The sequence below is a fragment of the Streptomyces sp. McG3 genome, assembly GCF_018619185.1.
In the GTDB taxonomy this organism is placed as follows: Bacteria; Actinomycetota; Actinomycetes; order Streptomycetales; family Streptomycetaceae; genus Streptomyces.
Genome location: NZ_JAAXYC010000015.1, coordinates 12,265 through 37,674 on the forward strand (window position 1 = coordinate 12,265; position 25,410 = coordinate 37,674).

Here is a 25,410-nt window from a genome sequence, read left to right on the forward strand (position 1 = left end):
GCGGCCCTTCACCGACAGCGACCGTCCTGGTCGGTCCTGCCGGCGGAGTGGAGCCGGGGTGGGTCGCCACGGTGGCATCCTTTCCCGGCCGACTGACGGCGTTCCGCCACATTCCAATGGTGCATTCAGCAGCAGGGAAAGGTTCGTGGAGGCACTCCGAGCCCACGCGCGAACGGATGCTCAAGGAGTCCACACGCGCTGCGAGATCACAGCACAATGCGGCCGGTGTGGATGAGCACCCTTGGCCGGCCTCGCCCGTCCACCGTGACCGGGCGGACCCCCGGGGCGCATGAGGATCCGCGTCGCGGCGGGTGCAGTAATCAGGGCGCGGAGATCGGACCGGGTAGTCAGGCCCTACCCGGGCTGCGGGATGATCCGTCTCCGGCTGCACCTTCCAGCGCTTCCATCACCTTGTCCACGGCTTCCTGAACGGTCTGCCCGCGCGGCAGATCCGGTGGGGTTCCGACGACGGCTCGTTGGGCGAATCCCGACTCGACATGGTCCAGCCGCAGGTCCAGGACATCCACGCCCTTGCGGCGTTGCTCACGACGGACGCAGGACAGCCAGCACGCGAGCGCCGCCTTGGACGCTGCGTAGTCCGCCATGCCGGCCGGAGCCACGTCGACGACGATTCCGGTGACAGCGGCCACGAGACCTCCCCGCGGTACCAGAGGCAGGGCAGCGCGCAGAAACGCCATGGGCGCGAGGGCGTTCACGGTGACCAGGTGCTCGGCGACAGCGTCACCGACGTCCTCTGCCGGTCCGAAGCCGGCGACCCCGACGCAGACGACGACCGCGTCCAGGCCGTCCAGCGCTTCATGGGCCCATGCGACCGTGTCGGCGCAGATATCGAGGTCGTAGGCGTCGAAGCGTCGGGACGGTACGTCGCCACAGACGCCGGCGAGCCGTGCCAGGGCTGCCTTGTCGCGTCCGGCGATCGCGATGTGCGCTTCCTGCTGGTGCAGCCGCTCGGCCAAGGCGCTGCCGATGGCGCCGGTGGCTCCTGGGACGAGGATGCGTGCGCCTGCGATCTTCACTCCGACTCTCCTGTCTGTCGTTCCTGTGAAAAGACTTCCGGCCGTGTGTGACCCACGGATGCAGCGCACGCTGAGGTGGTGACCGGCTCGGCGGTGACACACGCGATCCCACCTCTGCGACCGCGTGATCCGGACAGGCGTGAGCGTCGGGTCGCATCCGAGCGGGCCTCGCAGGTCGAACAGCCAGGCGAGCGGACGCGTCGCATCTCTCCCAGAATCGGATGACGGCTGATCCCACAGGACTGAGAGGACCCCATGCCGCGCATCGTCGTCGTCAGCCCGCCGTTCGCCTCACACGCTGCCCCTCTGGCGACGCTGGCAGGGGCGCTCGGTGCGCAAGGTGCCGACGTGTACTTCGCTTGCGGCGAGGAATTCGCCCACCTCGCACGGGGCGACAGCATGACCTTCATCCCACTGGCCGTGACACAGAACGCCAACACCGGTGTCGCAGAAGCGACCCGGCAGCCCTCGACCGAAGCGGCACGACTGGGAGAGTTCCTGGAAGCCACCCGCGCCGGCGCAGTGCCGACTCTGCTCACCCAGGCCCGGCACCGGCGGGCGGACATGCTCGCCGACCCCGAGGACGTCCTGCGGAAGCTGCGCGTCCTCGACGAGCGGCTGAAGCCCGACTGGTACGTCACGGACCAGCTCAGCTTCGCCGTGACGCTCGCTCTGCACTGCATGGGTGCACCCTATGCAACGTTCTGCCCGGGGCATCTCACCTGTCTTCCGGCGAGCCCCGAGGCGTACTTCGGTGTGCCCTACGACTGGCCCCGGGCGCTTACCCGGTGGCGACCGTGCGCGAACTCAAGCAGCAGGACGGCAAGGACATCTGGCTCCTGGGCGGCGCCGAACTCGCGGGCTCCCTGTACGCCGAGATCGACACGCTCATCCTCAAACTCGGCCCGCTGACCATCGGCGACGGGATCCCGCTGTTCTCCCGCAAGGCTGTCTTCGACCCGCGCACCTGGACACTCGCAGACCACACCGCCCTCAAGAGCGGCGCGGTATTCCTCACGTACACGCGCGTCGGCAGCTGAACGCTCCGGACGAGCGGCGCTTGTGGAGACCGGGCGCGGGCGCGCTCAGAGGGTCACGCAAGCGCCGCCGTGCCGCGGCGCCAAGGCCGTGGACGGCCGCACCCGAGGCGAGCAGCGCGGGGGCGCCCGAGCTGGCTCGCGGGTGCGCGACCTTCGGCTCTGAGCATGATCAGGACCTTGCGACACGCACCCGTCTACCAGGAGCTTCTCCACGCCCGGACACCGATCCATTCGTGCCCGCGTCGTGCTCGGCTACCTGCGAGCCGGGCGCGAGCTGGATTCGGCCGAGCTGGCCGCTCAGGGCCGACTCGGACTCCCCTCCGGTGTGCTCAGCTGTGTTCAGCGAGGAGCAGTACCGCCCGGGGACTCTGCGCCCAGGAGCGTGAGCAGCCCGGGGAATCTTTTCTCGATGTCTGCGCGACGTAGTCGGATGCCCTTGCGGTTGCCGTAGTCGATCTCGTCAATGAGACCTGCCTCGCGCAGGACGCGGAAGTGGTGGGTCTGGGTCTGCTTCGAGATCGGAAGATTGAACGAGTTGCAGCCCCGCTCGCTGTCGCTGCGGTCGGCGGCCAACTGCGTCATCACCGAACGACGGTGCTCGTCGGCGAGGGCTCGAAACACCGCACCCAGATCGAGCGTATCGGCCTCCGGGCCGACCAGGTTCCTCCCGGCCACGCCGCACCTCCTTCAAGTACGACTTGCATCGTACCTGAAGGACGTGCTCCACTGAGGTACGAAATCTTTCGTACCTTGCTCGGGTTGTGCTGCCCGTGCCACCGCGCCCTGAGCCCCGGCACCGGCACGCACCGGGGACTTGGTCGTCGACACTCCGAGAGGTCATCGTCATGAAGAAGCCCGAGGTGCTGATAGTCGGTGCCGGAATCGCAGGGCCCGCACTCGCCTTCTGGCTTTCCCGGAATGGATACCGGCCGACAGTCGTCGAACACGCCCGGCAGCTGCGCTCCGGTGGCAGCGCGATCATCGTGAAGGGGCCCGCGATCCCGGTCGCCGAGCGCATGGGCATCCTCCCGCAGCTCCGCGAGCTCGCCACCCGCAATCGGTCGCTGACCCTGCTCGACCCCGGCGGCAGGCGAATCCTGCAACTCCCGCCCACCTCGGGCAAGGCGCCGACGGTCGAGGTGACCCGAGCCGACCTGTCCGAGGTGCTCCACCGGTCGGCGCAGACCGAGGCCGAGTTCTTGTTCGACGACACGGTCACCGCTCTCGACCAGGATGAAGGCGGGGTGGACGTCACCTTCCGGCGGTCTGCGCCACGGCGCTTCGACCTGGTAGTCGGTGCCGACGGGATGCACTCCACCGTACGGCGCCTGGTGTTCGGCCCCGAGCGGCAGTTCGCGAGCGACCTGGGCCTGTACGGCGCGACCGTCCCGCTGGAGCCCGACGCCATCGAGGACCCGAGTGAGATGACGATGCTGACCGTGCCGAACCGGATGCTGGTCCTCCACCCCTCGCGGACCACTCCGCTCGCGATCTTCACCTTCCGGGCCGCACAGACGGCGCCCCACGACCGCAAGAACATCGCCCTTCACAAGCAGACCGTCGCCGACGCCTACGCCGACGTGCGGTGGCGGGCACCGGAACTCGTGGCGGCGTTCCTCGACCACCCGGCTCCGTTCTTCGACCCCCTGACCACCATCCGGGTGCCCTCGTGGTCCCGCGGACGGGTCGTACTGCTCGGGGACGCGGCGGCGGCGACAGCCCTGCTGGGCGACGGGTCCAGCATGGCGATGGCGGGCGCGTACGCCCTCGCAGAAGAACTCACCGCCCATCCCGGTGACCACGCCCGCGCCTTCGCCGCCTACGAGTCGCGGATCCGCCGTGAGGTAGGCCCGCGGCAGCGACGCGTCGGTCTGCTCTCCAGGCTCCTGGTGCCCCGAACCCGGCCGGGCCTCGCGGTGCGCAACGCGGTGGGCCGCGCGGTCGGTCGCACGAACCCGATCGCCTCCCGCGAAGCCGCGAACCAGTAGCCCGAGCCCGCACCGACCGCTCACCCGGTCGGTGCGCAGCTCCCCTGTAGCTCCCAACCGGGTCGGCGCCGCCATGTCCGACGAGCCCGGCTCGGCGTGGTAGGTCATCGCCGATGCGGCAGGTCGACTGCTGTCGGCCTCACCCACCGTTCCCGGCGCTCGCCACGACACGGGTGCTGCCGGTGACTACGCCCCCGCGACGCGGAGGTGAAGTGCTGGGCGGACAAGGCGTATCAAGGCACCGATGGCATGATCCGGGTACCCTTCCGCGGCCTGCGTATCAAGCTGCGGCAACGACGGCACAACAGCACCCACGCCAGGATCCGTTGCCTCGGAGAGCAAGCCATGGACGCTCTGAAGGGTTGGCGCCTCCCGCGGAAACTCCGCTGTAGCACCACCCGAGTCACCGCCATCGTGAAGACCCTCCCCGCCCTTCGCCACGCCTCAACATGAGGTTGGAAAAGGAGCTTCGCGCCGCTGGGGCGCTGTCCCGCCGGGAGCAGCGGGACAGCCCTCAGCAGCGGCCGGCCGTCAGGCGCAACCGGAGGAGAGTGCCTGGACAAGTGGTGTACTGGTCGCCGGTGTACGAGACGGTGTGCGGGTGTCCTCGTCGCGGTCCACACGTCCGGTGTCGCGGTGCTCTCCCCGGTCGCGGGGATGGACGTCGACGGTGGCGGCTCTGCGGAGGCGGGTCACCGGAGCGGCTGCGGTGGACCGCCGCATGGCAGGATGCCGGTACGGCGGAAAGTGAGCTGGTGCTCGATCTGCGGGGCCGTCGGATCGAGACGCTCGACGAGTTCTGGGACGCGGTGGCCGGGCCCTGCGGGCTGCCCGACTGGTTCGGCCGGAACCTCGACGCCTGGGCGGACACCATCCATGGACGCGGCATCTCCGATGTGATCGACCGTCACAGCACCCTGTCCGTGCACGTAGGCCGGACCGGGATGTTCGCCGTGAACGGCCCGGACGCCCGAGCCCTGGGCGAGGTCTTCGACGGCGAACAGAACAGGCTCGTCGTCTACCCCGTCTGAGCGGCTGCTCGACCTGCGCCGAACGGCGTGGACCGATTCGGCTGCACACGACGCCGACCGGCCCGCTGCCCGAGGCGGTCGCCCGTCATTCCTCTCGCCGCCCGGCGGCCTGCCACCACCTCGGATTGGCCTCGTACCAGGCCACCGTCTCGGCGATCCCGCGGTCGAGGGGCACCTGCGGCTCGTAGCCGAGCTGCTCGCGGATCTTGGTGTCGTCCAGCGCGTAGCGGAGGTCGTGGCCCTTGCGGTCCTCGACGTACTCGATCATCGAGGCGTCGGCGCCGCACAGCGCCAGAAGGTGCTCGGCCAGCCGCAGGTTCTCCAGCTCGTCGCCGCTGCCGACGTTGTAGATCTCGCCGGCGCCGCCCTTGGCGAGGACCAGGTGGATGGCGCGGCAGTGGTCGTCGACGTGAATCCACTCACGGCGGTTGCGCCCGTCGCCGTAGACGGGGACCTTGCGGCCCCGCAGCAGATTCGTCACGAACCGCGGGACGAGCTTCTCGGGGTGCTGGTAGGGCCCGTAGTTGTTCGAGCAGCGAGTGATGGACACGTCCAGACCGTGGGTGCGCCAGTAGCTGCGGGCGATCAGGTCGGCGCTCGCCTTCGACGCGGCGTACGGGGAGTTCGGCAGGAGAGGCCGCTCCTCGGTCCAGGAGCCCTGCTCGATCGAACCGTAGACCTCGTCGGTGGAGATGTGCAGGACCCGCTCGACCCGGCTCAGGGAGGCGGCCTCCAGCAGCACCTGGGTGCCCAGCGCGTTGGTACGGACGAACTCCCGGCCGCCGGCGACGGAGCGGTCCACGTGGGACTCGGCGGCGAAGTGGACGATCGCGTCGTGGCCCGGCAGCAGTTCGCGCAGCAGAGCCCCGTCGCAGACGTCTCCCCGGACGAACTCCAGCCGGTCGTGGTGTGCCGGCAGGTTCTCCCGGTCGCCCGCGTAGGTCAGTTTGTCGAGCACGGTGATCCGGGTGCCCGGGTCCGCGCCGTAACGGCCCGCCAGAAGTGACCGCGCATAGTGGGAACCGATGAACCCGGCCCCGCCGGTGACCAGGATTCTCACGGCGTGGCCCCCCGCAGCACGCTCGGGCGGGGAGTGAGCTCCGGGACGACCGGACCGTCGGCCCGGCCGTGTGGGGTGTGGGGCAACATGATGGTCGTCCTCCAGAAGGAGTGTCCGGTTCGTGCGTCGCGCGGGAATCCGCCGCGGCCGCTCAGCCTGCCGCGGCGATGTCCATCACGTACTGGCCGTACGGAGAGCGGGCAAGCTGGGCCCCCAGCCGGTGGCATGCCTCCCGGTCGATGTAGCCCATGCGCCAGGCGATCTCCTCGACGCAGGCGATGCGGACACCCTGACGGTGTTCCAGCAGTTGCACGTACTGGCCCGCGTCGATGAGCGCGTCGTGGGTTCCGGTGTCCAGCCAGACGAAGCCGCGGCCCAGTTGTACGAGTGCGGCCTTGCCCCGCTCCAGGTATCGCCGGTTCACGTCGGTGATCTCCAGTTCGCCGCGCTCCGACGGCCGGAGCGACCTGGCGATCTCCACGACGTCGTTGTCGTAGAAGTACAGCCCGGTGATGGCCAGGTTGGACCGCGGCCGCGCCGGTTTCTCCTCCAGGGCGGTGAGGTTGCCGGCGCCGTCGACCTCACCGACCCCGTAGCGCTCCGGATCGCGGACCGGATAGCCGAAGAGCACCGCGCCGTCGAGGTCCATGGCGATCCTGCGCAGGATGCCGGAGAAGCCGGGGCCGTGGAAGAGATTGTCGCCGAGCACCAGGGCCACCGGGTCGTCGCCGATGTGGTCCTCGGACACCAGGAAGGCGTCCGCCAGTCCGCGCGGCTTGTCCTGTTCCGCGTAGCTGAGGTCGAGCCCGAGGTCCGATCCGTCGCCGAGCAGTCGCCGGAACCCCTTCAGACCGTCGGGCGCGGCGATGATCTGGATATCGGTGATACCCGCGAGCATCAGCACCGACAGCGGGTAGTAGATCATCGGTTTGTCGTAGACCGGCAGAAGCTGTTTGGACACTCCGAAAGTGATCGGATGCAGCCTCGTACCGTGACCGCCGGCCAGGATGATTCCCTTCACGTCAGCGCCTCCGTGCGTGAGAGTGCGATTCCGGGGCGAACGGAATCGAAGGGGAAGACAGAATTCCGCCGGGTTGGACTGATGTCATCGAGGTTCCCTCGGGACGGGAAAAACAGTCGTGGGTTGTCCGACGGGAAGGTGACTGTGTCGATGGTCCATGACGCAGGGCGCCGCGACATCTCCGGTATTGCTGTGCAGGGCACTCCGCCGATATGCGTGGGAACCTCGAATGTTCGACCGGCCTGATATTCGCGTGAGGGAGGTACATGGATATCAGGAACCTCGTGGGGCCACTGAGCACCGACGGCTTTTCCTGGTCCGCGATGTACAGCGCGCCTCCCTTGTCCCGCGAGTTCCGGCGCGTGCCGGGCGCCCTGACGGGGCAAGTCCTCTCGGCGTCCTGTCGGACGCCCACGGACCATGGGGCCCGGTCAGTCGGGGGGCGCGTCCGCGAGGCCGGCGATCAGGTCGGCGAGCCCGGTGTCCAGCGGGGTCAGCGGGCGCCAGCCCGTCGCGGTGCGAAACCGCGTGGAGTCCGCCACTGTGCTCATGAGGTCCGTCGGAAGCGCGTGTGCCGGTGGCGGGACGGCGGTCACGGGCACCGGAGGGCGTCCGGTCCGGGCCGCGACACCGTCGGCGATCGACCGGAAGACCCGGCCCAGCGGCTCGCCCTGCCCGGTTCCGAGGACCCAGTGCCGGCCGGTGACCGCCTCGGGGTGGTCCAGGGCGGCGAGGAACGCCCGTGCGGTGTCGTCGACATGGAGCAGATCGCGCCGCACCGAGCCGTCGTGCCACATGGTCAGCGGCTCCCCGGCCAGTGCCCGCCGTACCATCGCCGCCAGCACCCCCCGGTCCTTCCGCCCGGCGGGTGCGCCGCGCCCGTAGACCGTAGGCAGCCGGAGGGACGCGCCGCGTACCGTGCCCTGCGTGGCGGCGGCCAGCAGTTCGCGCTCCGCCGCCTGCTTCTGACGGTCGTACGGGCTGGTCGGGGCGTCCGGCGCGGATTCGTCGACCGGGATCGGGGCGCCGGGCCCGGCCTGCGACGTCGAGCCGGCGAACAGGACGAGCGCGGCGGCACCGCGCGAGTGTCCGCGCTCCAGCAACGCTTCGAGCAGCGCGTTCATCACCCCCGCGTTGGCCCGTCCCAGCGCCTCGTCCGACGCGCCCTCGCCGCGCCACCCCGCACCATGACTGACGAGGTGGATGATCGCGTCGGATCCCGCGACGGCAGCCCGGAGAACGTCCCGGTCCGTCAGGTCACCCGTGCACCGCTCGACGTCGGCACGCGCGCCCCGCGGCACCGCGACCGGTCCCCGGGCCACCGTGCGCAGCCGGACGGGGCGCCGCGACAGCGCCGCCACGACCACGGACCCGATGAAGCCCGACGCCCCGAGCACGGTGACGAGCGGGGGGCGGCCCGGCACATCGGCGCCGGTCACGCCGCGTCGCCCTGCTGACCGGTCCGGCGCCCCGTCGTGCGGCCGGCCGTCGGGGGTTCGTCCGGTCGCCGGTAGACGGCCTGCCAGTAGTAGCTCCACGGGACGGCCCTGCCGTCGCCGACGGTCTCCCAGCGTGGGCCCGGCCGGTAGGACGAGAGGAACTTCGGTGCCAGGGCCGCGACCGCACGGCTGTCGTGGATGTCGAGGAGGTCCCGCAGCAGCCCCGTCGCCAGGGCCATCCGCACGACCTCGTCGCCCTGCGCGTGGTTGTCCAGTTCCTTCTCCAGGTATTTGCCGACCGGGTTGTTCACGTAGAGCGCGGAGCACCGCCGGTCGATCAGAGCGAGGTAGTTGCGCACCGTCTCCGGGGGCATCTCGGCGAACGAGTCGACGTTCAGGCACAGGTCGAAGCGGGCGGTTCCGAGCGCCCGGTCCAGGTCGTCCGTGGTGTCGACCGACACGAACCTCACGCGGGAGAAGGTCTCGGTGTCCAGGACGGTGCGGAGGTACTCCCTGGACAGCGCGAGGGCACGTCCCAGATCGATGATCCAGTATTCCTCGACCCGGTGGTTGGAGAGCATCGCGTGGCAGGTCCGCCCGTAGCCGGCGCCGATCTCCAGGACGCGCGCGCCGTCCGGTTCGACGTACCGGCTGATGAACTCCAACTCGTGGACCGCGAGCAGGTAGTCCATGCAGACGCTGTCACCGTCGTGGGTCACGGAGATGGGTGACCCGGTCTCGCGATGACGGATCCTGCGCAGACGCCCGCGGTTCTCCGGGGTGAGACGCGCGGCGAGTTCGAAGATGAGCGCCTTGAGATAGCGGACCCCGTTGACCTGCGGATCCCACAGTGCGAGCTTGAAGTTCACCGGATCCGATTTGAACGAGGCCAGCTTGGCCACGCCCTCCTCGGTGACCTTGACGGAGTTGTTGTAATTCCACAGCGAGCTCGGGCTGTATCGGTCATCCATGGGTTGCGACGTTAGGCGGCCCCGCCGACCGGCGGCTTCCTCGAAAATGCGGTGTCCGAGCCGATCTCCACGCCGGGTCGCGGCTGCTGCGAGAGATGACCGGGACCGGGACTCCGGCCTTCCGGCACGTCCGTGCAGCGCGCCGCGGGAGCCCTGCCGAGCCGCCCGGGACACGACCGCCGCCCGCCGGGAGCCCTCGACGCGGCCTCGGCTTTCTCGCAGCGTGCGCTTTCCGCCCTGGGTATGGGAACGAGAGATTCCCCATGCTAGCTTCGGGAGTTATGGCAGTGAAATCGAAGACAGGAGACCGGGGAATGTGGAGGAGCGGGCGCCCGGAAGTGTACGCATACGATTCGGCCGCATTTGATTTCGGTGCGGCGGTCGAGTCGATTTACCAGTCCGATGCGCTGGACGAGCTGCGACCGTACCGGTCCATGGAACGGCTCACCTGGAAGACCGACCAGTCCACCGACTTCCACGCCGCCTTCTACCAGCAGTTCGACACGAAGATACGGTCGCTGTACCGCTCCTTCGTGAAGACGTTCGCACCGGAAGTGCTCGGTACGGATGAATACTGCTTCCAGCGCGTTCCGACTTTCCGGATTCATTTCCCGGGGAACGTCGCCGTAGGAGAGTTCCACACGGACGGTGACTACAACCACCGTGACGGCGAGGTCAACTTCTGGCTTCCGCTCACGCGCGCCTGGGGAACCAACTCCGTCTGGGTGGAGCAGGAGAAGGGGGCGAACGACTACGCGCCGGCCGAGCTCGACGTGGGCCAGGTGCTGGTCTTCGACGCGGTGAACTGGCACCACGGGAACAAGGTCAACGAGACGGGTTCGACTCGGGTCAGCTTCGACTTCCGGTGCATCCGGCTCTCCGACTACAGCGCTTCGGGGCTGCGCACGGTGGACGCCGGAAGGGGCCTGTGGATCGGGGAGTACTTCGATGTCTTCTGACCGCGCCGACGCCGTGCCGGCACGGTCTCGGGCCGGTTCTCCAGAGGGGGGCGTCGGGTTGAGCACCAGCCGTACGGACGGCCGGGCGACGGGGCCCCGGACCCCCGCCCCCACCCGGAGCACCGGGGTGGCACCGGGCCGCGGAGGCCCGGGCACCCGGCCCGAGGAGGTCGTGGACTGGCTTGCCTCCCGTGCGCGGGCCAACCGCTTCCGGGTCGAGCGCATCGCCTTCGACCGTCTCCGCGAGTGGTCGTTCGCCCCGGATACCGGCGATCTGGTGCACGACAGCGGTCGGTTCTTCTCCATCGGGGGCATCGAGGCCGAGACGGCCGACGGTTCGCACCCGGTCTGGCGCCAGCCCATCATCGACCAGCCCGAGGTGGGCATCCTGGGGATCCTCGCCAAGGATTTCGGGGGCGTACGCCACTATCTGATGCAGGCGAAGATGGAGCCGGGCAACCCCCGCACCGTCCAGCTCTCCCCGACGGTGCAGGCGACGCGCAGCAACTACACGGGTGTCCACAAAGGGGCCCCCGTCGCCTATCTCGACTACTTCACCGATCCGTCCCGGGCGCACCCGGTCGCCGACGTCCTCCAGTCGGAGCACGGCGAGTGGTTCCACCGGAAATTCAACCGGAACGTGATCGTCCTGGTCGACGAGGAGGTGCCGGCCGGCGAGAACTTCCGCTGGCTGACCCTCGACACCATCGCTGCCCTGCTGCACCACGACAACCTCGTCAACATGGACAGCCGCACGGTGCTCTCCTGCCTCCCCCCGGCGCCCGAAGGGTCCGGCGACCCGGCTCCTGTGCGCAGCGTCGAGGACTGGCTGGCCGCCGAGCGGTCCCGCCTTCCGCGGCGGGTGCGGCGCATCGCTCTGCGCGACACCGAGGGATGGGTGCGGACGGCGGATTCGATCCGCCGGGTGCCGGACCGCGACTTCCGTGTTGTCGCGGTCGCCGTCGAGGCGGGCAACCGCGAAGTGACCCAGTGGACGCAGCCGCTGTTCGAACCCCTGCTGCCGGGCCTGCACGCCTTCGTGACCCGGCGGTTCTCCGGAGTGCCGCATCTGCTGGTCAGGATCGGCGCCGAGATCGGTCTCGCACAGGGCGCGGAACTGGCTCCGACGGTGAGTTGCGTCCCGGAGTACCACCGGGACCGGCCCCCGGGCCGGCGTCCCCCGTTCCTCACCACCGTCGAGACCGCCCCGCCGGGCCGCATCCGCTATACGGCGGTCCATTCGGAGGAGGGCGGCCGGTTCCTGAACGCCGTGAGCCGCTACGCCATCGTGGAGGCCGACGAGACGCCGGCACCGTCCCGACCGCCGTCCGGTTACCGCTGGGTGACACCCGGGCAGCTCTCGGCGGTCGCACGCCGGGGCGGCCGGGTGAACGTACAAGCCCGCACCCTGCTCTCGGTGTTGAGCACCGGAGCTGTCCGGCTCTGAGTTCTCCGCGGGGCGCATTCTGCGAGAAGTCCGCGAGCACGGTGGGGTGTCACCGTGGTCCCATGCGCGAACGGTCCGGGAATCCGGCACCGCCCCCTTCCGCCACGGAGAGGGAGCGGCCTTCGGGAGCCCTGCGCCCGGACCGGCCGGAACGACGATGGAGGAGAGCTGTGCCGATGGGGGCTCTGAACGTCACCGCGCGACCCGACCTGGCCGCCCCGGTCACCGAGGCGGGAAGAACACTGCTCGCCCTGGTCGGCGAGCAGACACCGGCGCTCCGCGCCGACGCCGACGAGCGGGACCGCACCGGGACGTTCCCGGACAAGGTCTTCGAGCACTTCGGAACCAGCGGCGTGCTCGGCGGCACGGTCCCCGCGGAGCTCGGCGGGCTCGGTGTCGGCTCCCTCCACGACATCGCCCTGGTCCTGGAGGAGGTGGCACGGGCCGACGCGTCCGCCGCGCTCGCCCTGCACGTCCAGTTCAGCCGGGGCCTGACCCTGACGTACGAGTGGAGACACGGCAAACCCGAGGCGGCGGCGCTCGCGGAGAGGGTGCTGCGGGCCATGGCGACCGGCACCGCGCGGGTCTGCGGCGCGGTCAAGGACCACCCGAGCGCGGTGACACGGCTGGAGCCGGACGGCACGGGGGGCTGGCTGCTGACCGGGCAGAAGACCCTGGTGAGCATGGCACCGGTGGCCACCCACTTCTTCGCCTACGCCCTGGTCGAGTCGGAGGGCCGTACCTGCCTCGCGGCTCCGCTGATCGCCCGCGGCACCCCCGGTCTGACCGTCCTCGACACCTGGGACGGCCTCGGGATGCGCTCCTCGGGAACGTGGGACATCCGCTTCGACCGGTGCCGCGTGCCGGATGCCGACGTACTGGTGCGGGGCCCGGTCGGGGAGCGCGGCGCCGCGGCGCTCGCGGGACAGACCGTCAGCTCGATCACCATGCTCGGCATCTATCTCGGTATCGCCCGCGCGGCCCGCGACGCCGCCGTGGAGTGGCAGCGGGGACGCTCCGGCGCGCCCGCCGCGGTCCGCGTGCTCGTCGCCGATGTCGAGGCACGCCTGTACGCGGCGCGGGCGACCACCGCCGCGGCGCTGGCCGAGGCCGACGCGCTGACCGCGGAAGCACCCGATCCGGCCGTGCGCGGTCCGCGGATGATGACCCCGTTCCAGTGCGCGAAGCTGACGCTCAACCGGCTCGCGCTCGACATCGTCAACGACTGCCTCACGATCGTCGGTGGAGCGTCCTACGCCGGGGCGTCGAGCCTGTCCCGGCTCTACCGGGACGTCCGGGCCGGGTGGTTCATGCAGCCCTACACCTACCCCGACGCCGTCGACTACCTCAGCGCGCGGGCCCTGCGCATCGACCACGACGACGACTACATGAGCACCCGAGCCGCCCGCTTCGCCGGGCGCGGTTGACTCGCGGAGGAGCACGCCGATGACAACAAGGGTGTGGGACTACCTTTCCGAATACGAGAACGAGCGCGACGATTTGCTCGACGCGGTGGAGACCGTGTTCGGCTCCGGGCAACTCGTGCTGGGCGCGAGCGTCGCCGGGTTCGAGGCGGAGTTCGCCGGCCGGCACGGACTGGACCACTGCGTCGGGGTCGACAACGGCACGAACGCCGTCGTGCTCGGGCTCGAGGCGCTCGGAGTCGGACCGGGCGACGAGGTCATCACGGTCTCCAACACGGCTGCCCCGACCGTGGTCGCGATCGACGCGGTCGGGGCGACCCCCGTCTTCGTCGACGTCCGCGAGGACGACTTCCTGATGGACACCGACCGGCTCGCGGCGGCCGTCACCGACCGCACCAGGGCGATCGTTCCCGTCCACCTCTACGGCCAGTGCGTCGACATGGACCCGGTGCTGCGCGTCGCCCGCGCCCACGACCTGACCGTACTGGAGGACTGCGCGCAGGCGCACGGGGCCCGGTACCACGGGCGGACGGCCGGGACCATGGGCGCCGCCGCCGCCTTCTCGTTCTACCCGACCAAGGTGCTGGGGGCCTACGGCGACGGCGGTGCGGTGATCACCGACTCCGCGGAGACCGACCGGGCACTGCGGCGCCTGCGCTACTACGGCATGGACGACGCGTACTACGTGGTGAGTACCCCGGGCCACAACAGCCGCCTCGACGAGGTCCAGGCGGAGATCCTGCGCCGCAAACTGACCCGCCTGGACGCGTACATCGAGGGCCGTCGGCGCGTGGCCCGCCGCTACGAGGAGGCGCTCCGCGACATCGCCGTGGACGGTGGCCTGATGCTGCCCCGGACCCGGCCGGGCAACGAGCACGTGTACTACCTCTACGTGGTGCGCCATCCGCAACGCGACCTCGTCCTCGAAGAGCTGCGCAGGCGCGACATCTCCCTGAACGTCAGCTACCCGTGGCCCGTCCACACCATGGAAGGGTTCCGCCACCTGGGACAGAGCGAGGGCTCCCTGGCCGTCACCGAGCGGCTCGCGGCCGAGATCTTCTCGCTCCCGATGTACCCCTCCCTGCCCAGGGACCGCCAGGACCACGTGATCGAGTCCCTGCGTGAGGTACTGGCGAAGCTCTGACGACCGGTCGACACCCGCGTTCTCCCTTTTCCCTGCCCACGATGATGGTGGAGGCCCGACGATGACTGACCAGGCCCTTCCGGCCGTGCCGAGCGCGTGCCGGATCTGCGGTGCGGCGACCGAGGAGTTCCTCGACCTCGGCCGCCAGCCCCTGTCCGACGCCTTTTCCGAAGAACCACCGGTCGCCGAGTTCTTCTACGACCTCCGCGTCGCGCGCTGCACCGCGTGCGCCATGGTGCAGCTCGTCGAGGAGGTGCCCAGGGAGCGCATGTTCCACGAGGACTACCCCTACTACTCCTCCGGTTCGGCCGTCATGCGCGAGCACTTCGCCCGCACCGCGGCCGAGTTCCTCAAGGGAGAGCTGGACCGCGAGGACGCGTTCGCCGTCGAGATCGGCTGCAATGACGGGGTGATGCTGCGGCAGATCGGTCGGGCCGGCGTCCGCCACCTGGGCTTCGAGCCGTCCCGCAAGGTCGCCGACGTCGCACGCGGACACGGCGTGCGGGTGCGCGGCGACTTCTTCGAGGAGAGGACCGCCGCCGACGTCCGGCGCACGGAGGGGCCCGCGAACGTGATCTACGCGGCCAACACCCTCTGCCACATCCCCTACATGGAGTCCGTGTTCCGCGGCATCGACGCCCTGCTCGCCGAGGACGGCGTGTTCGTCTTCGAGGACCCCTACTTCGGGGACGTCGTGGAGAAGACCTCGTTCGACCAGATCTACGACGAGCACTTCTACCTCTTCACCGCGCGCTCCGTGCGCGCGATGGCCGAGCGCTTCGGCTTTGAACTCGTGGACGTCCGACGGCTGCCCGTCCACGGGGGAGAGATCAGGTACACGCTCGCGCGGGCCGGTTCGCGCCGGCCCGCGCCGGCCGTGGACGAACTCCTCGACGAGGAGGAGACGCGGCGCCTCACGGCCCCCGACGTCCTGCGCCGGTTCGCCGGAGACGTGTCGGCGATCCGGGACGATCTGCTCGCCCTGCTGACCCGGCTCCGCGACGAGGGGCGCACCGTCGTGGCGTACGGCGCGACGGCCAAGAGCGCGACGGTCGCCAACTACTGCGGGCTGGGGCCGGATCTCATCTCCTTCGTCTGCGACACCACACCGGCCAAGCAGGGCCGCCTCACGCCCGGCACCCACATCCCGGTGCGCGCCGCGGAGGCGTTCGCCGACTCGTACCCGGACTACGCACTGCTCTTCGCCTGGAACCACGCGGACGAGATCATGGCCAAGGAGTCGGACTTCCGTGAGTCCGGCGGCCACTGGATCCGCTACGTCCCCGACGTACGCGTCGACTGACACGGGCGAAGGCGCCCGGCCGGAAACACGTCCGGCCGGGCCGCGGTGAGAGGAGAGTGCTGTGGACGTCCGGAAGATGACGATCGAGGGCGCGGTGGAGTTCTCCCCGGCCGTCTTCCCCGACGACCGGGGAGACTTTCTGTCCAGCTACCAGGAGTCGGACTTCCGCACGGCGATGGGGACTTCCCTCTTCCCCGTCGCCCAGGCCAGCTTCAGCCGCTCGCGGAGAGGAGTCATGCGCGGCGTGCACTACACGGCGACCCCACCCGGGTGCGAGAAGTACGTGACGTGCCCCCGGGGGAGCGCGCTGGACGTCGTCGTCGACCTGCGCGTCGGCTCACCGACCTTCGGGACGTGGGACTCGGTCGTGCTCGACCAGGAGACCCACCGCGCCGTGTACCTGCCCCAGGGCGTGGGGCACCTCTTCCTCGCACTGGAGGACGACACGGTCATGTCGTATCTGCTCTCCCGCGAGTACGTCCCCGGGAACGAGCGGGCGATCTCACCGTTCGATCCCCGGCTGGCCCTGCCCGTACCCGGCCCGTCAGATGTGATGATCTCGCAGCGTGACCGCGAGGCGCCGCTGCTCGCCGAGGCGCTGCGCGCGGGGCTGCTACCCGGTACGGACGCGCGCGCGGCCTCGCGTGGAGCCGCCGGGCCCACGAAGCCCGGCTAGACTCTTCGCGGCGGGCCGCGCACGCGCGGCCCGGGTCCGGACGGCCGTGGAGGAAAGACCGTGTCCGCGCAGAACGGCGAGGTGGACGAGGACCTGCTGCGTGAGCTGGCACCTCAGGTGCTCGGGGCGCTCATCCGGCGGTACGGCGTCTTCGACACCTGCGAGGACGCCGTCCAGGAGGCCCTGCTCTCCGCCTCGCTCCAGTGGCCGGTCGAGGGGCGGCCGGACCATCCCCGCGGCTGGCTGTACACCGTCGCCTCCCGTCACCTGGTGGACCAGGTACGCGCCGACCACGCCCGGCGCCGCCGTGAGGACCACGTCGCCCTGGCGGTCCCGGCGGCGGAACTGTCCAGCCCCGGAGTCGACAGCGAGCCCCGCACCGACCGGGACGACTCCCTCAAGCTGCTCTTTCTCTGCTGCCATCCGCGACTCTCCGCCTCCAGCAGGATCGCGCTCACGCTGCGCGCCGTCGGCGGCCTGACCACCGCCCAGATCGCCGCCGCCTACCTGGTTCCCGAAGCGACGATGGCCCAGCGCATCAGCCGGGCCAAGCAGACCATCAGGAAGACCGGCACGACCTTCCGCATGCCGGCGGCCGCCGACCGGGCCGAGCGAGTGGAAGCGGTGCTGCACGTGCTGTACCTGATCTTCAACGAGGGGTACACCACGACGGACGGCACCGCCCTGACCGCGCCGGCGCTGTCGGGCGAGGCGATCCGGCTCACCCGGCTGCTGCACCGGCTGCTGCCCTCGGACGCCGAGGTCACCGGTCTGCTGGCGCTCATGCTGCTCACCGACGCGCGGCGCCGTGCGCGGGTGGGCGCCGACGGCGGCCTGGTGCCACTCGCGGAGCAGGACCGCAGCCGGTGGGACCGCGAGCTGATCGCCCAGGGCATCGCCCTGATCAGTGAGGCGCTGCCCCGGGGACGCGTCGGGCCGTACCAACTGCAGGCGGCGATCGCAGCGGTCCACGACGAGGCCGAGCAGGTCGCTTCCACCGACTGGCCCCAGATCCTCGCCCTGTACGAACTCCTCGAACAGGCCGCCCCGAACCCGGTGGTCACCCTCAACCGCGCGGTCGCCCTCGCCATGGTGCACGGCCCGAGCGCCGGGCTCGACCTGCTGGCCACCCTGCAGTCCGACCACCGCATGGCCCACCACCACCGGCTGCCGGCCACCCGGGCGCACCTCCTGGAACTGCTCGGGGAGCACCGGGCGGCGGCGGACTGCTATCGCGACGCCGCCCGGCGCACCACGAGCGCACCGGAGCGGCGCCATCTCCTCTCCCGTGCGACGCGCCTGGAGGCGCGGGGCGGCCGGGTGTCCTGACCCTCAGCGCCGGTGGAGGAAGGCGTTGAGGGCGTCCGTGCGTTCGGTGTCGCTGGTGCGGGGCCGCCGACAGGACCGTTCGTCGGCGAGGGCGCGGTTGACGCGTTCGACCCGGTCCGAGCCGGTGGCACGCTGGTTCAGCCCGCTACCGGTAGTGCCGACGTCCTCCCACCGCGTGCCCCAGGGCTCCGAGAGCCCATAGCGCCGCGCCGATGGCCACCAGGATGATCCCGATGGTCCACAGGACGCCGATGCCGGCGATCAAGCCGATGACCAGGAGAATGAGGCCGAGGATGATCATGACGCCTCCGATCGACCCTCGGGGTGGCGGTCGGCTCCACCGAAGTGGTGGTGTGGCGCCACCGGGAAGGCAAGCTCCGTACGGGCCCGGGCGCCTGCCCGCATCTGGGGGCGCCGCTGCGCGACAGCCCCGTGCTCCGCGGTCTGCGCTGCGGCTGCCGCCTGAGTGGCGGAAGACCCGTCCGCTCCCGGCCTCCTCCGTCTGACCGATCGCTCGCCGCTCGAACGTGCCGCTCGTATGCCGGATGCGGCGGAGGCCCAGCCGGCCGTCGTCGGTGGGGACGCCTGCTGCTCCGGCCCGGGATCGAGCACCGAGGCCGTCCCGGCGCCCCCCTCGTCATCGCCGCCCGGGCCCTCCGCACCATCAGGCGCCTCGACCCGAAAGCCCACATGCCGGCCTGGCCCTCTACCACGTCCTGGGCCGTCTCCAAGACCTGCTGAAGGGCCGGACCGGCGCCTGCACCACATGCAACCGTCACCCACCCCGCGACCGGAGCAGACACAGAACCCGACGAAGCGCTACTAGAGGTACTGCGTGTTGGGAGCCAGGCCGCACAGGATGCGGCCGTAGAGCTCCAGGTTGGTGTTCGGGTGCATGATGGCGTGCAGGTTCAGCGTCTGGACATCGCGTTCGACGCGTTGGATGGGCACGTCGGTGTAGATCGACGACGCGCCACTCGCTGTGTTCAGGACGTCGACGGCCTCCTTCGCCCGCTGACACGCCGCGCCCGTGTCGAGCCGGACGCGGGCGCGTTCCTCCAGCGTCCACGGCTCGCCGGACGCGTTCTTGGCGTCCACGAGGTCGGCGATGCGGTACACGTGGAACTCGGTCTCGTCGATCTTGACCGACGCCTCGGCGACCTGGAGGTGGGTCAGCGGGGCCTCACGCTGGTCGGCGTACTCGGTGTACGTGATCTTCCGGCCGGGCAGCCGCTCGAAGAAGACGTCCCTGGCGCCCTTGGCCAGCCCCAGCGCGGTCGCGCTGACCGTGGCGCACGCCGTCGGCATGATCGGCGCCCGGTAGATGAGGGCGTCGGCGTTACTGCCGTGCCCGGAGTGTCCCTGGATCAGACCGCCCAGCGGGATGTACCGGGCGTCCGGCACGAAGACGTCCTGGGCGACCGTGCTGACACTGCCCGAACCGCGCAGGCCGGCGGTGTGCCAGTCGTCGACGATCTCCAGCGAGGCCAGCGGAATGAGAGTCATGATCGGCTGATGACTGCCGTCCGGCATGGCGAGCACCGCCGCGTTGGTGTTCCACTTGCTGTGCTTCGCCCCGCTGTTGAACCCCCACCTGCCGTTGACGACGATGCCGCCCTCCGCCGGCACCGCCATGGCCGTCGGACTGATGATGCCGCTCACCAGGTCGTCCGGTGAAGTGAACACCTCGTCCTGCACCGCGTCGGGGAAGAGCCCGGCGACCCACGCGCTGATGGACCACACACCGGCGGTCCACGAGGCGGATCCGTCGCCCCTGGCCAGTTCCGCGAGCACCTCGACCTGCGTCCTCATGTCGGACTCGTAACCGCCGAGCCGGGCGGGCAGCCGGGTGCGCAACAGGCCGGATTCGGCCATCGCCCTGATGGTGTCCTCGTGCAACTCGCGGTTCTCTTCGGCCCAGGGGGCCTTCTCGCGGAGCAGAGGCACCAACTTCGTCGCGCGGGCGACGAGGTCTGCGCGGTTCGGCGCTTGCGCGAGTTCGGTCGTGTCCACAGCTTCTCCTTGGAATATCGATGGGGGGAGCCCGGTGCGCGTGCCGTGACCGGAGTCCGGTGTTCACCGTCGCAGGGCACCGGTGTGCGGGACATCTCCAGGATTGCGGGGTCCGGGGAAGCGAGTGCGGGGGAGCGGTGGCGGGGGCCCGGTGCGTGCGCGGCCCCGCACGCGGCGGACGACGATCGCCGCGTGCGGGGGTGCCTGCCGGCTACGGACTCCCCGCTCAGGTCATCGGGCCGGGGGCGCGATGGACATGGGGTGGCGGAAGACGTTCCGCGGGTCGTACTGCTTCTTCACACGTTGCAGACGCGGGTAGTTGCCCCGGTAGTAGAGCGTCGTCCACGGAACGCCCGAGGTGTTCCACCGCGTGTCCAGCAGATCGACGTCGGGGTAGTTGATGTAGCTGCCGGCGTTGCGCCGGTCGGGCACCGGGACCCCGCCGGTCTCGGCGTAGACGTCGCGGTAGAAGTCGCGCACCCACGTGAGGTGCCGGGCGCCGTCCTCCCCGTCCGCCCAGTTGCCCGTGCTGTAGACGGCTTTGAGGATGGCGTCGCGCTGGGCGGTGGCCGTGGCGTCCGGGGCCGGCGCGTTGACCTGTCCGCCGAACCCGGATATGCCGAGGTTGGCCGCCGGATTGTCGTACGTCCGGTCCTCCAGGTAGCGCCAGATCGTCGCGATCTGCCGGTCGGAGTAACCGCTGCGCAAATCACCGGCCTTGTGCTTGTAGCGGCCTGTGGCCTCCAACGGCCAGTTCTGCGGTGTCATCCAGGGGATGACCTGCTCCGTGTCGATGACGGGCGTGACACCGACACCGGCGGCGACCGCGTCCACATGGGCGTTGAGCCGCCGGCTCGCGTCCGGCAGCGCGTCGTCGATGACCGCCACCATGCCCAGAACACCGGCCGAGCGGTGGTTGGCGAGCAGCACGCCCCAGATGTCGGTGCTGGGTGTGCCGGGCTCACTGTTCCGCTCGTACCACGTGCAGTAGTTGCGCAGCATGGTGCTGAAGGCCGCTTCGGTCATGGACTCCCACGGCCACATGATCGTTCGGCGGCGCCCGTTGCCCGGCGCCTTGGGCAGCAGGGCGGTGGGGTCGCTCGATGTCACGCCCGGTGTACGGAGCCAGAACCGGGTGATGACGCCGAGATTGCCGCCCCCGCCGCCGGCGTGCGCCCACCACAGGTCCCGGTGGGGATCGCCCTCGTCCCGGGTGGCCACCACGGCACGGGCCTTGCCCTTGGCGTCGACGACCACGACCTCCACCGCGTAGAGGTGGTCGGAGACGAGGCCGTGCCGGCGTGACAGGTGCCCGTAGCCGCCGCCGGTGATGTGCCCGCCGGCCGCCACGTCCAGGCAGGCGCCGCCGGGTATCGTCACGCCCCAGTTCTTGAACAGGGTCCGGTAGACGTGTCCCAGGGTCGCGCCCGGCTCCACCACGAAGGCCCGTCGTTCGGGGTCATGGTGGACGGCGTCGAACTGGGACATGTCCAGCAGCACTTGTACGTCCGGGGAGGCGGTGAAGCCCTCGAAGCAGTGTCCGCCGCTGCGCACCGCGATGCGTCTGCCCGCCGCCACGGCCTCCTCCACGGCGGCGACGACCTGTTCCGTCGTGCTCACCACCCGGATGGACTCCGGCTGTCCGACGAACCGCTGGTTGTGCCCGCCGGTAAGACTGTTGTAGCGGGAGTCGCCCGCCCTGACCGTGACCGCCCGGAACGGCTGAGGACAGGCGGCCGGGTTCTTCCACCCGGCATCCGGCCCCGGCCGCGCGGAAGCCGGTGAAGCGGCCCCCGTCGCCAGGGCCCCGCCGCTGATCATGGCCGCCGTCAGAAAGCCACGGCGTTTCATCGAGCTCAACTTGCTACCTCCACGATTGGTCTGCCTTGCTCGGTCGCGCGGTGCGGGGGCGCTGTGCCCTTGCCGTCACCGCAGTGAACGGGCGAACGCCCGCACGTCCTGGACGAAGGGCCCGGGCTGCTCCATGGCGGCGAAGTGGCCGCCGCGGTCGAATTCGGTCCACCGCGTGAGGGTGGGGAGGAGGCGTTCGGCGAAGCCGCGTACGGGACGCACCGCGTCGAAGGGGAAGGACGCGACCGCGACCGGCACGGTCAGCGGCCAAGGGCCTCCCCAGGTCCGTACGAAGTCCTCGGGGGTGTGTGTGGACTCGTAGTAGAGCTGGGCGCTGGGTCCGGCCGTGGCGGTGAGCCAGTAGATCATGACGTTGGTCAGGATCCGGTCCCGGTCGATCGTCTCGTCGGTCAACTGCTTCGGATCGGACCACTCGGTGAACTTCTCGACGATCCAAGCGAGTTGGCCGACCGGTGAGTCGGTGAGACCGTAGCTCAGGGTCTGGGGCCTGGTGGACTGGATCTTCTGCCAGCCCGCGGCGTCCTGGTCGAACCGGACGGCGAAGTCCAGTCGCGCCCGGTCCGCCTCGTCCAGGTCCGCCATCGCGGCCGGATCGTCCGGCGGGAAGGTCACCAGCATGTTCAGGTGCACACCGGCGACATGCTCGGGGTCGGCGAGCGCCAGCCGCAGCGAGATGGGCATGCCCCAGTCGCCGCCCTGCGCCACGTACCGGTCGTAGCCGAGTTCGCGCATCAACTCCGCCCACGCGGCGGCGACCCGGGACACGTCCCAGCCGGTCGCACCGGTGGGTCCGGAGAATCCGTACCCCGGTAGGGAGGGCACCACCACGTGGAACGCGTCGCGCGGGTCCCCGCCGTGCGCGCGCGGGTCGGTCAGCACCTCGATGACCTCGGTGAACTCGGCGAACGAGCCGGGCCAGCCGTGGGTCAGGATCAGCGGCGTCGCGTCCGGTTCGGGTGAACGTACGTGCAGCAGATGGATCCGGGCCCCGTCGATCTCGGTGAGGAACTGCGGGAAACGGTTCAGCCGCGCCTCGGCGGTGCGCCAGTCGTAGTCGTGGAGCCAGTACTCGGTGAGTTCCTTGAGGTGGGCCAGGGGGACACCCCTCTCCCAGCCGACTCCGGGCAGCTCGCCCGGCCAGCGTGTCGCGGCCAGTCTGCGGTGCAGGTCGTCGAGGTCCTGCTGGGGAATGTCGATGCGGAAGGGGCGCACGGTCACCTCTGTCGGTCGTCCGGGGCTGGCTTCTGTCCTACGGGGGTCAGGCGCTCTTCTCCCGCGCCGGGACCTCGCGGCCCGGCGCGGTGCGGGGCGGCCTGCGGGCCGCGTGCCGCAGCACCCGCAGCACGGTGGCCGGACGCATCAGGGACTGCGGCGGCTCGATGAGCCCCGCCACCCGCATCAGCGCGTTGGTGAGGGCGGGGTCGTGGACCGCGGCCTTCTGGACCCGGGTGACGTAGGCGTTGGCCAGCCGGACCCGGGCCGGGCGCGGCGCCTTGACCCCCGCGTAACCGAGGTCCGCGCCCGCCGAGAACTCCCAGGGGGAATCGATCTCGCGGGAGATGTCCCGGAGGAAGGGGAGTGGTTCCGGCGCGTGTCCCGCCCGAAGGTGCCGTTCCAGCACGAGGGACTGCAGGGCCGCGACGGTCATGCCCTGGGCGTAGACCGGGTTGAAGCTGCACACCGCGTCCCCCATGACCAGCAGTCTCTCGGGGAAGCGGTCCAGCCGCTCGTAGTGCCGCCTCCGGCTGGCCGGGAAGCGGTGCATGACCGGGGTGTCGAGGGCTTCCGCGTTCCGTACTGCTTCGTGGATGTCCGGAACGGGCAGCGACCGGGTGAAGCGGTCGAACTCCTCGGGATCGGTCGGCGGGTGGTCGCCGAGTACCCCCGTCAGGGAGAGCTCTACCTGATGGCCTTCGCCCGGTGTGCGGTAGAAGAAGGCCCCGCGCGGATGCGAGGGGGTCGCCGCCGGAATGATCGCCAGGTCGCTCCCGAAGGGGTCCGACGACAGCCGGTAGTGCCGGGTCGTGTAGGCCAGGTCGATCTTGACCTGTTCCTCCTCGGGCCGCCGGTAGCCGAATTCGTCCAGCCACGCGGGGGTGCGCGAACCCCGGCCCGTGGTGTCGACCACCAGGTCGGCGGCGAGCTCCCGCTGCTCGGCGTCCTCGGCCGTCGGCCGTACCCGTACCCCGGTGACCCGACGCCGGTCGGAGCTCGTGACCAGCCCCAGCACATCGTGCTCCTCCAGGAACGTGATGCCGGTGAGAGCCTGCACGCGGAGGCGCAGGTGGTACTCCAGCACGGGCCGGGTGGCGGGCACCGAGACCAGTCCGGTGCGGGCGGGCCGCAGCAGCCGGCCGTTGAAGTACCAGCGGATGTCGCCGCTGAAGTCCCCCGGCCTGATCCCCGCCTCGACCAGTTCCTCCGTGAGGCCCGGGAACAAGGACTCGAGTATCTGGTGGCCCCGTGCGACCAGACCGTGGGCGTGTCTGCCGTGCGGCACTCCGCGCCGCGGCCCCCGTACGCCGGTGAGCCGGTCGCGGTCCACGACGACGACCTCGGTGTAGTGCCGGGCGAGAGCCCGGGCGGCCAGCAGCCCCGCGATGCTCCCGCCCAGCACTACCGCACGATCCCCGATGCGCTCACTCATCGTGATCCCCTCTCTGCAGCCCACCGGTTGATCTCCCAGCGCATCCTGGTGTGCTCCGCCGGGTGCCGCTTCTTCTGGATTGCGCTGCTGGAAAGAACTCTCCCCACCCAACCTCTCTGCGAGCAGGGGAACTTCGGATTTCGGATCGAGTCGGGCGCGGGGCGCGCAGAGCAACCTGAAAGATGCCGGGCGTCTGAACGGGTGTGACGCTGACGCCCATTGAAGCTCGTCGGACGGAAGGACCTCCATGGCTCAGCAGACCGAACCGGCCGACATCACCCTGCCCTCCCCGAACCGGAAGGACGGGCCCGCGCCCGAGCAGGACCCGTCGCGACCGGGCAGGGCCTGGTGGCGCCGCCCCTGGCCCCTTCTGCTGGCCCTGCTCGTCACGCTGTTCCTCGTCGACGAACTGACGGCCTACCTGGGGCTGGACGCGTCGGAGGCACGGATCACGCTGAACGAGGACGTGCCGCTGCACTACCCGCTGCTCGTCGCGCACATCGGCTTCGGCACCATCGCCCTGGTCACCGTGGTTCTCCAGGTCTGGCCGCTGCTGCGCCGCAACCATCCGCGGATCCACCGGGCCAGCGGCCGCCTCTACGTGTTCGCCGGAGCGCTGCCCAGTGCCGTACTGGCTCTGGCGATCATGCCGCTGATGCCCGCGTGGCAGGGCACCATCGGCGTCGCGGTCCACGCGCTCCTGTGGATCGGCACCACCACCATGGGGTACCGCGCGGCGCGCAAGCGGCAGTACGACGACCACCGGCGCTGGATGCTGTACAGCTTCGCCCTCGCGACGGGCGTGCTGTGGGGACGGGCCATGGTCAACGTCATGACGTACGCCGAGCTGAACATCGACGTGGGTTACCTCTTCGAGGTGGCTCGCTGGCTCGGCTGGATGATCAACCTCATGCTCGTCCAGTGGTGGCTGGACCGCAGGCCGAACCGGCCCGCACCCACGCCCGTCTGACGGCCGCCCGCTGCCCAACGGACCGGTGACGCCCGTCCG

The 25,410-nt window shown here is 70.4% G+C and carries 22 protein-coding genes and 2 pseudogenes; 13 read left to right on the forward strand and 11 right to left on the reverse strand.

The features are described from left to right. Positions 1-347 precede the first annotated feature (347 nt). Positions 348-1,037, reverse strand: coding sequence for an SDR family oxidoreductase (locus HET64_RS04435; protein WP_215102513.1), 690 nt, complete (start codon positions 1,035-1,037; stop codon positions 348-350). Positions 1,038-1,822: 785 nt separating this feature from the next. Here HET64_RS04435 and HET64_RS04440 point away from each other — a divergent pair. Next, positions 1,823-2,077: pseudogene (locus tag HET64_RS04440) on the forward strand (dihydrofolate reductase family protein); the annotation flags it as partial. A gap of 339 nt (positions 2,078-2,416) precedes the next feature. Here the strand turns inward: HET64_RS04440 and HET64_RS04445 are convergent. Then, entirely contained in the window at positions 2,417-2,752 is a 336-nt protein-coding gene (locus HET64_RS04445) for a helix-turn-helix transcriptional regulator (protein WP_215102514.1), read from the reverse strand. 170 nt (positions 2,753-2,922) lie between these two features. On the opposite strand from HET64_RS04445, the gene HET64_RS04450 reads away from it, so the two are divergent. The 3 genes from HET64_RS04450 (at position 2,923) to HET64_RS04460 (ending at position 5,096) form a co-directional block, all read left to right on the forward strand. Beyond that, complete coding sequence (locus tag HET64_RS04450; protein WP_215102520.1) at positions 2,923-4,065, forward strand: FAD-dependent monooxygenase; 1,143 nt, start codon at positions 2,923-2,925, stop codon at positions 4,063-4,065. A 249-nt stretch (positions 4,066-4,314) separates the two neighbouring features. After that, positions 4,315-4,518 (forward strand): hypothetical protein, encoded by a 204-nt coding sequence (locus HET64_RS04455; RefSeq protein WP_215102522.1) that lies wholly within the window; start codon positions 4,315-4,317, stop codon positions 4,516-4,518. Between the two features lie 302 nt (positions 4,519-4,820). Beyond that, positions 4,821-5,096, forward strand: a complete 276-nt coding sequence (locus HET64_RS04460; protein WP_308369800.1) for a barstar family protein — start codon at positions 4,821-4,823, stop codon at positions 5,094-5,096. Positions 5,097-5,181: 85 nt separating this feature from the next. Here HET64_RS04460 and rfbB read toward each other — a convergent pair whose 3' ends face one another. The 4 genes from rfbB to HET64_RS04480 form a co-directional block, all read right to left on the reverse strand. After that, a complete protein-coding gene (gene rfbB, locus HET64_RS04465; RefSeq protein WP_215102523.1) occupies positions 5,182-6,156 on the reverse strand; it encodes a dTDP-glucose 4,6-dehydratase in 975 nt (324 codons plus the stop codon). Positions 6,157-6,307: 151 nt separating this feature from the next. Beyond that, positions 6,308-7,177, reverse strand: coding sequence for a glucose-1-phosphate thymidylyltransferase RfbA (rfbA, locus tag HET64_RS04470; protein ID WP_215102525.1), 870 nt, complete (start codon positions 7,175-7,177; stop codon positions 6,308-6,310). A gap of 431 nt (positions 7,178-7,608) precedes the next feature. Beyond that, on the reverse strand, positions 7,609-8,616 hold the full coding sequence (locus HET64_RS04475) for an NAD-dependent epimerase/dehydratase family protein (protein ID WP_215102527.1): 1,008 nt from the start codon (positions 8,614-8,616) through the stop codon (positions 7,609-7,611). Then, complete coding sequence (locus HET64_RS04480; RefSeq protein WP_215102529.1) at positions 8,613-9,587, reverse strand: putative sugar O-methyltransferase; 975 nt, start codon at positions 9,585-9,587, stop codon at positions 8,613-8,615. Before HET64_RS04480 ends, HET64_RS04475 begins: the two co-directional genes overlap by 4 nt. 338 nt (positions 9,588-9,925) lie before the next feature. On the opposite strand from HET64_RS04480, the gene HET64_RS04485 reads away from it, so the two are divergent. The 7 genes from HET64_RS04485 to HET64_RS04515 all read left to right on the forward strand — a co-directional run bounded on the left by HET64_RS04485 (position 9,926) and on the right by HET64_RS04515 (position 17,869). Continuing rightward, entirely contained in the window at positions 9,926-10,546 is a 621-nt protein-coding gene (locus tag HET64_RS04485) for a streptomycin biosynthesis protein StrG (protein ID WP_308369801.1), read from the forward strand. 127 nt (positions 10,547-10,673) lie between these two features. After that, positions 10,674-11,993, forward strand: a complete 1,320-nt coding sequence (locus HET64_RS04490; protein WP_215102587.1) for an NDP-hexose 2,3-dehydratase family protein — start codon at positions 10,674-10,676, stop codon at positions 11,991-11,993. Positions 11,994-12,169: 176 nt separating this feature from the next. Continuing rightward, positions 12,170-13,420 (forward strand): acyl-CoA dehydrogenase family protein, encoded by a 1,251-nt coding sequence (locus HET64_RS04495; protein ID WP_215102533.1) that lies wholly within the window; start codon positions 12,170-12,172, stop codon positions 13,418-13,420. Between the two features lie 19 nt (positions 13,421-13,439). After that, complete coding sequence (locus HET64_RS04500) at positions 13,440-14,561, forward strand: DegT/DnrJ/EryC1/StrS aminotransferase family protein (protein WP_215102535.1); 1,122 nt, start codon at positions 13,440-13,442, stop codon at positions 14,559-14,561. A 61-nt stretch (positions 14,562-14,622) separates the two neighbouring features. After that, on the forward strand, positions 14,623-15,864 hold the full coding sequence (locus HET64_RS04505; protein ID WP_215102537.1) for a class I SAM-dependent methyltransferase: 1,242 nt from the start codon (positions 14,623-14,625) through the stop codon (positions 15,862-15,864). Positions 15,865-15,925: 61 nt separating this feature from the next. Beyond that, positions 15,926-16,540, forward strand: a complete 615-nt coding sequence (locus HET64_RS04510) for a dTDP-4-dehydrorhamnose 3,5-epimerase family protein (protein ID WP_215102539.1) — start codon at positions 15,926-15,928, stop codon at positions 16,538-16,540. 60 nt (positions 16,541-16,600) lie between these two features. After that, positions 16,601-17,869: an RNA polymerase sigma factor gene (locus HET64_RS04515; RefSeq protein WP_215102541.1), complete on the forward strand. Its 1,269-nt coding sequence runs from the start codon at positions 16,601-16,603 to the stop codon at positions 17,867-17,869. A 145-nt stretch (positions 17,870-18,014) separates the two neighbouring features. Here HET64_RS04515 and HET64_RS04520 read toward each other — a convergent pair whose 3' ends face one another. Continuing rightward, the gene (locus HET64_RS04520; RefSeq protein ID WP_215102543.1) at positions 18,015-18,170 is read right to left on the reverse strand and encodes a DUF6131 family protein; all 156 of its coding nucleotides are present in this window, start codon (positions 18,168-18,170) and stop codon (positions 18,015-18,017) included. A gap of 14 nt (positions 18,171-18,184) precedes the next feature. Between HET64_RS04520 and HET64_RS04525 the strand changes: the two are divergent. Continuing rightward, positions 18,185-18,325: pseudogene (locus HET64_RS04525) on the forward strand (Rieske 2Fe-2S domain-containing protein); the annotation flags it as partial. Between the two features lie 366 nt (positions 18,326-18,691). Here the strand turns inward: HET64_RS04525 and HET64_RS04530 are convergent. The 4 genes from HET64_RS04530 to HET64_RS04545 all read right to left on the reverse strand — a co-directional run bounded on the left by HET64_RS04530 (position 18,692) and on the right by HET64_RS04545 (position 24,401). After that, on the reverse strand, positions 18,692-19,882 hold the full coding sequence (locus HET64_RS04530; RefSeq protein ID WP_215102545.1) for an acyl-CoA dehydrogenase family protein: 1,191 nt from the start codon (positions 19,880-19,882) through the stop codon (positions 18,692-18,694). A 231-nt stretch (positions 19,883-20,113) separates the two neighbouring features. Continuing rightward, complete coding sequence (locus HET64_RS04535; protein WP_215102547.1) at positions 20,114-21,733, reverse strand: FAD-dependent oxidoreductase; 1,620 nt, start codon at positions 21,731-21,733, stop codon at positions 20,114-20,116. 75 nt (positions 21,734-21,808) lie between these two features. After that, a complete protein-coding gene (locus HET64_RS04540; protein ID WP_215102549.1) occupies positions 21,809-22,966 on the reverse strand; it encodes an epoxide hydrolase family protein in 1,158 nt (385 codons plus the stop codon). Positions 22,967-23,012: 46 nt separating this feature from the next. Continuing rightward, a complete protein-coding gene (locus tag HET64_RS04545; protein ID WP_215102551.1) occupies positions 23,013-24,401 on the reverse strand; it encodes an NAD(P)/FAD-dependent oxidoreductase in 1,389 nt (462 codons plus the stop codon). A gap of 247 nt (positions 24,402-24,648) precedes the next feature. On the opposite strand from HET64_RS04545, the gene HET64_RS04550 reads away from it, so the two are divergent. Then, entirely contained in the window at positions 24,649-25,371 is a 723-nt protein-coding gene (locus HET64_RS04550; protein ID WP_215102553.1) for a DUF2306 domain-containing protein, read from the forward strand. Positions 25,372-25,410 lie beyond the last annotated feature (39 nt).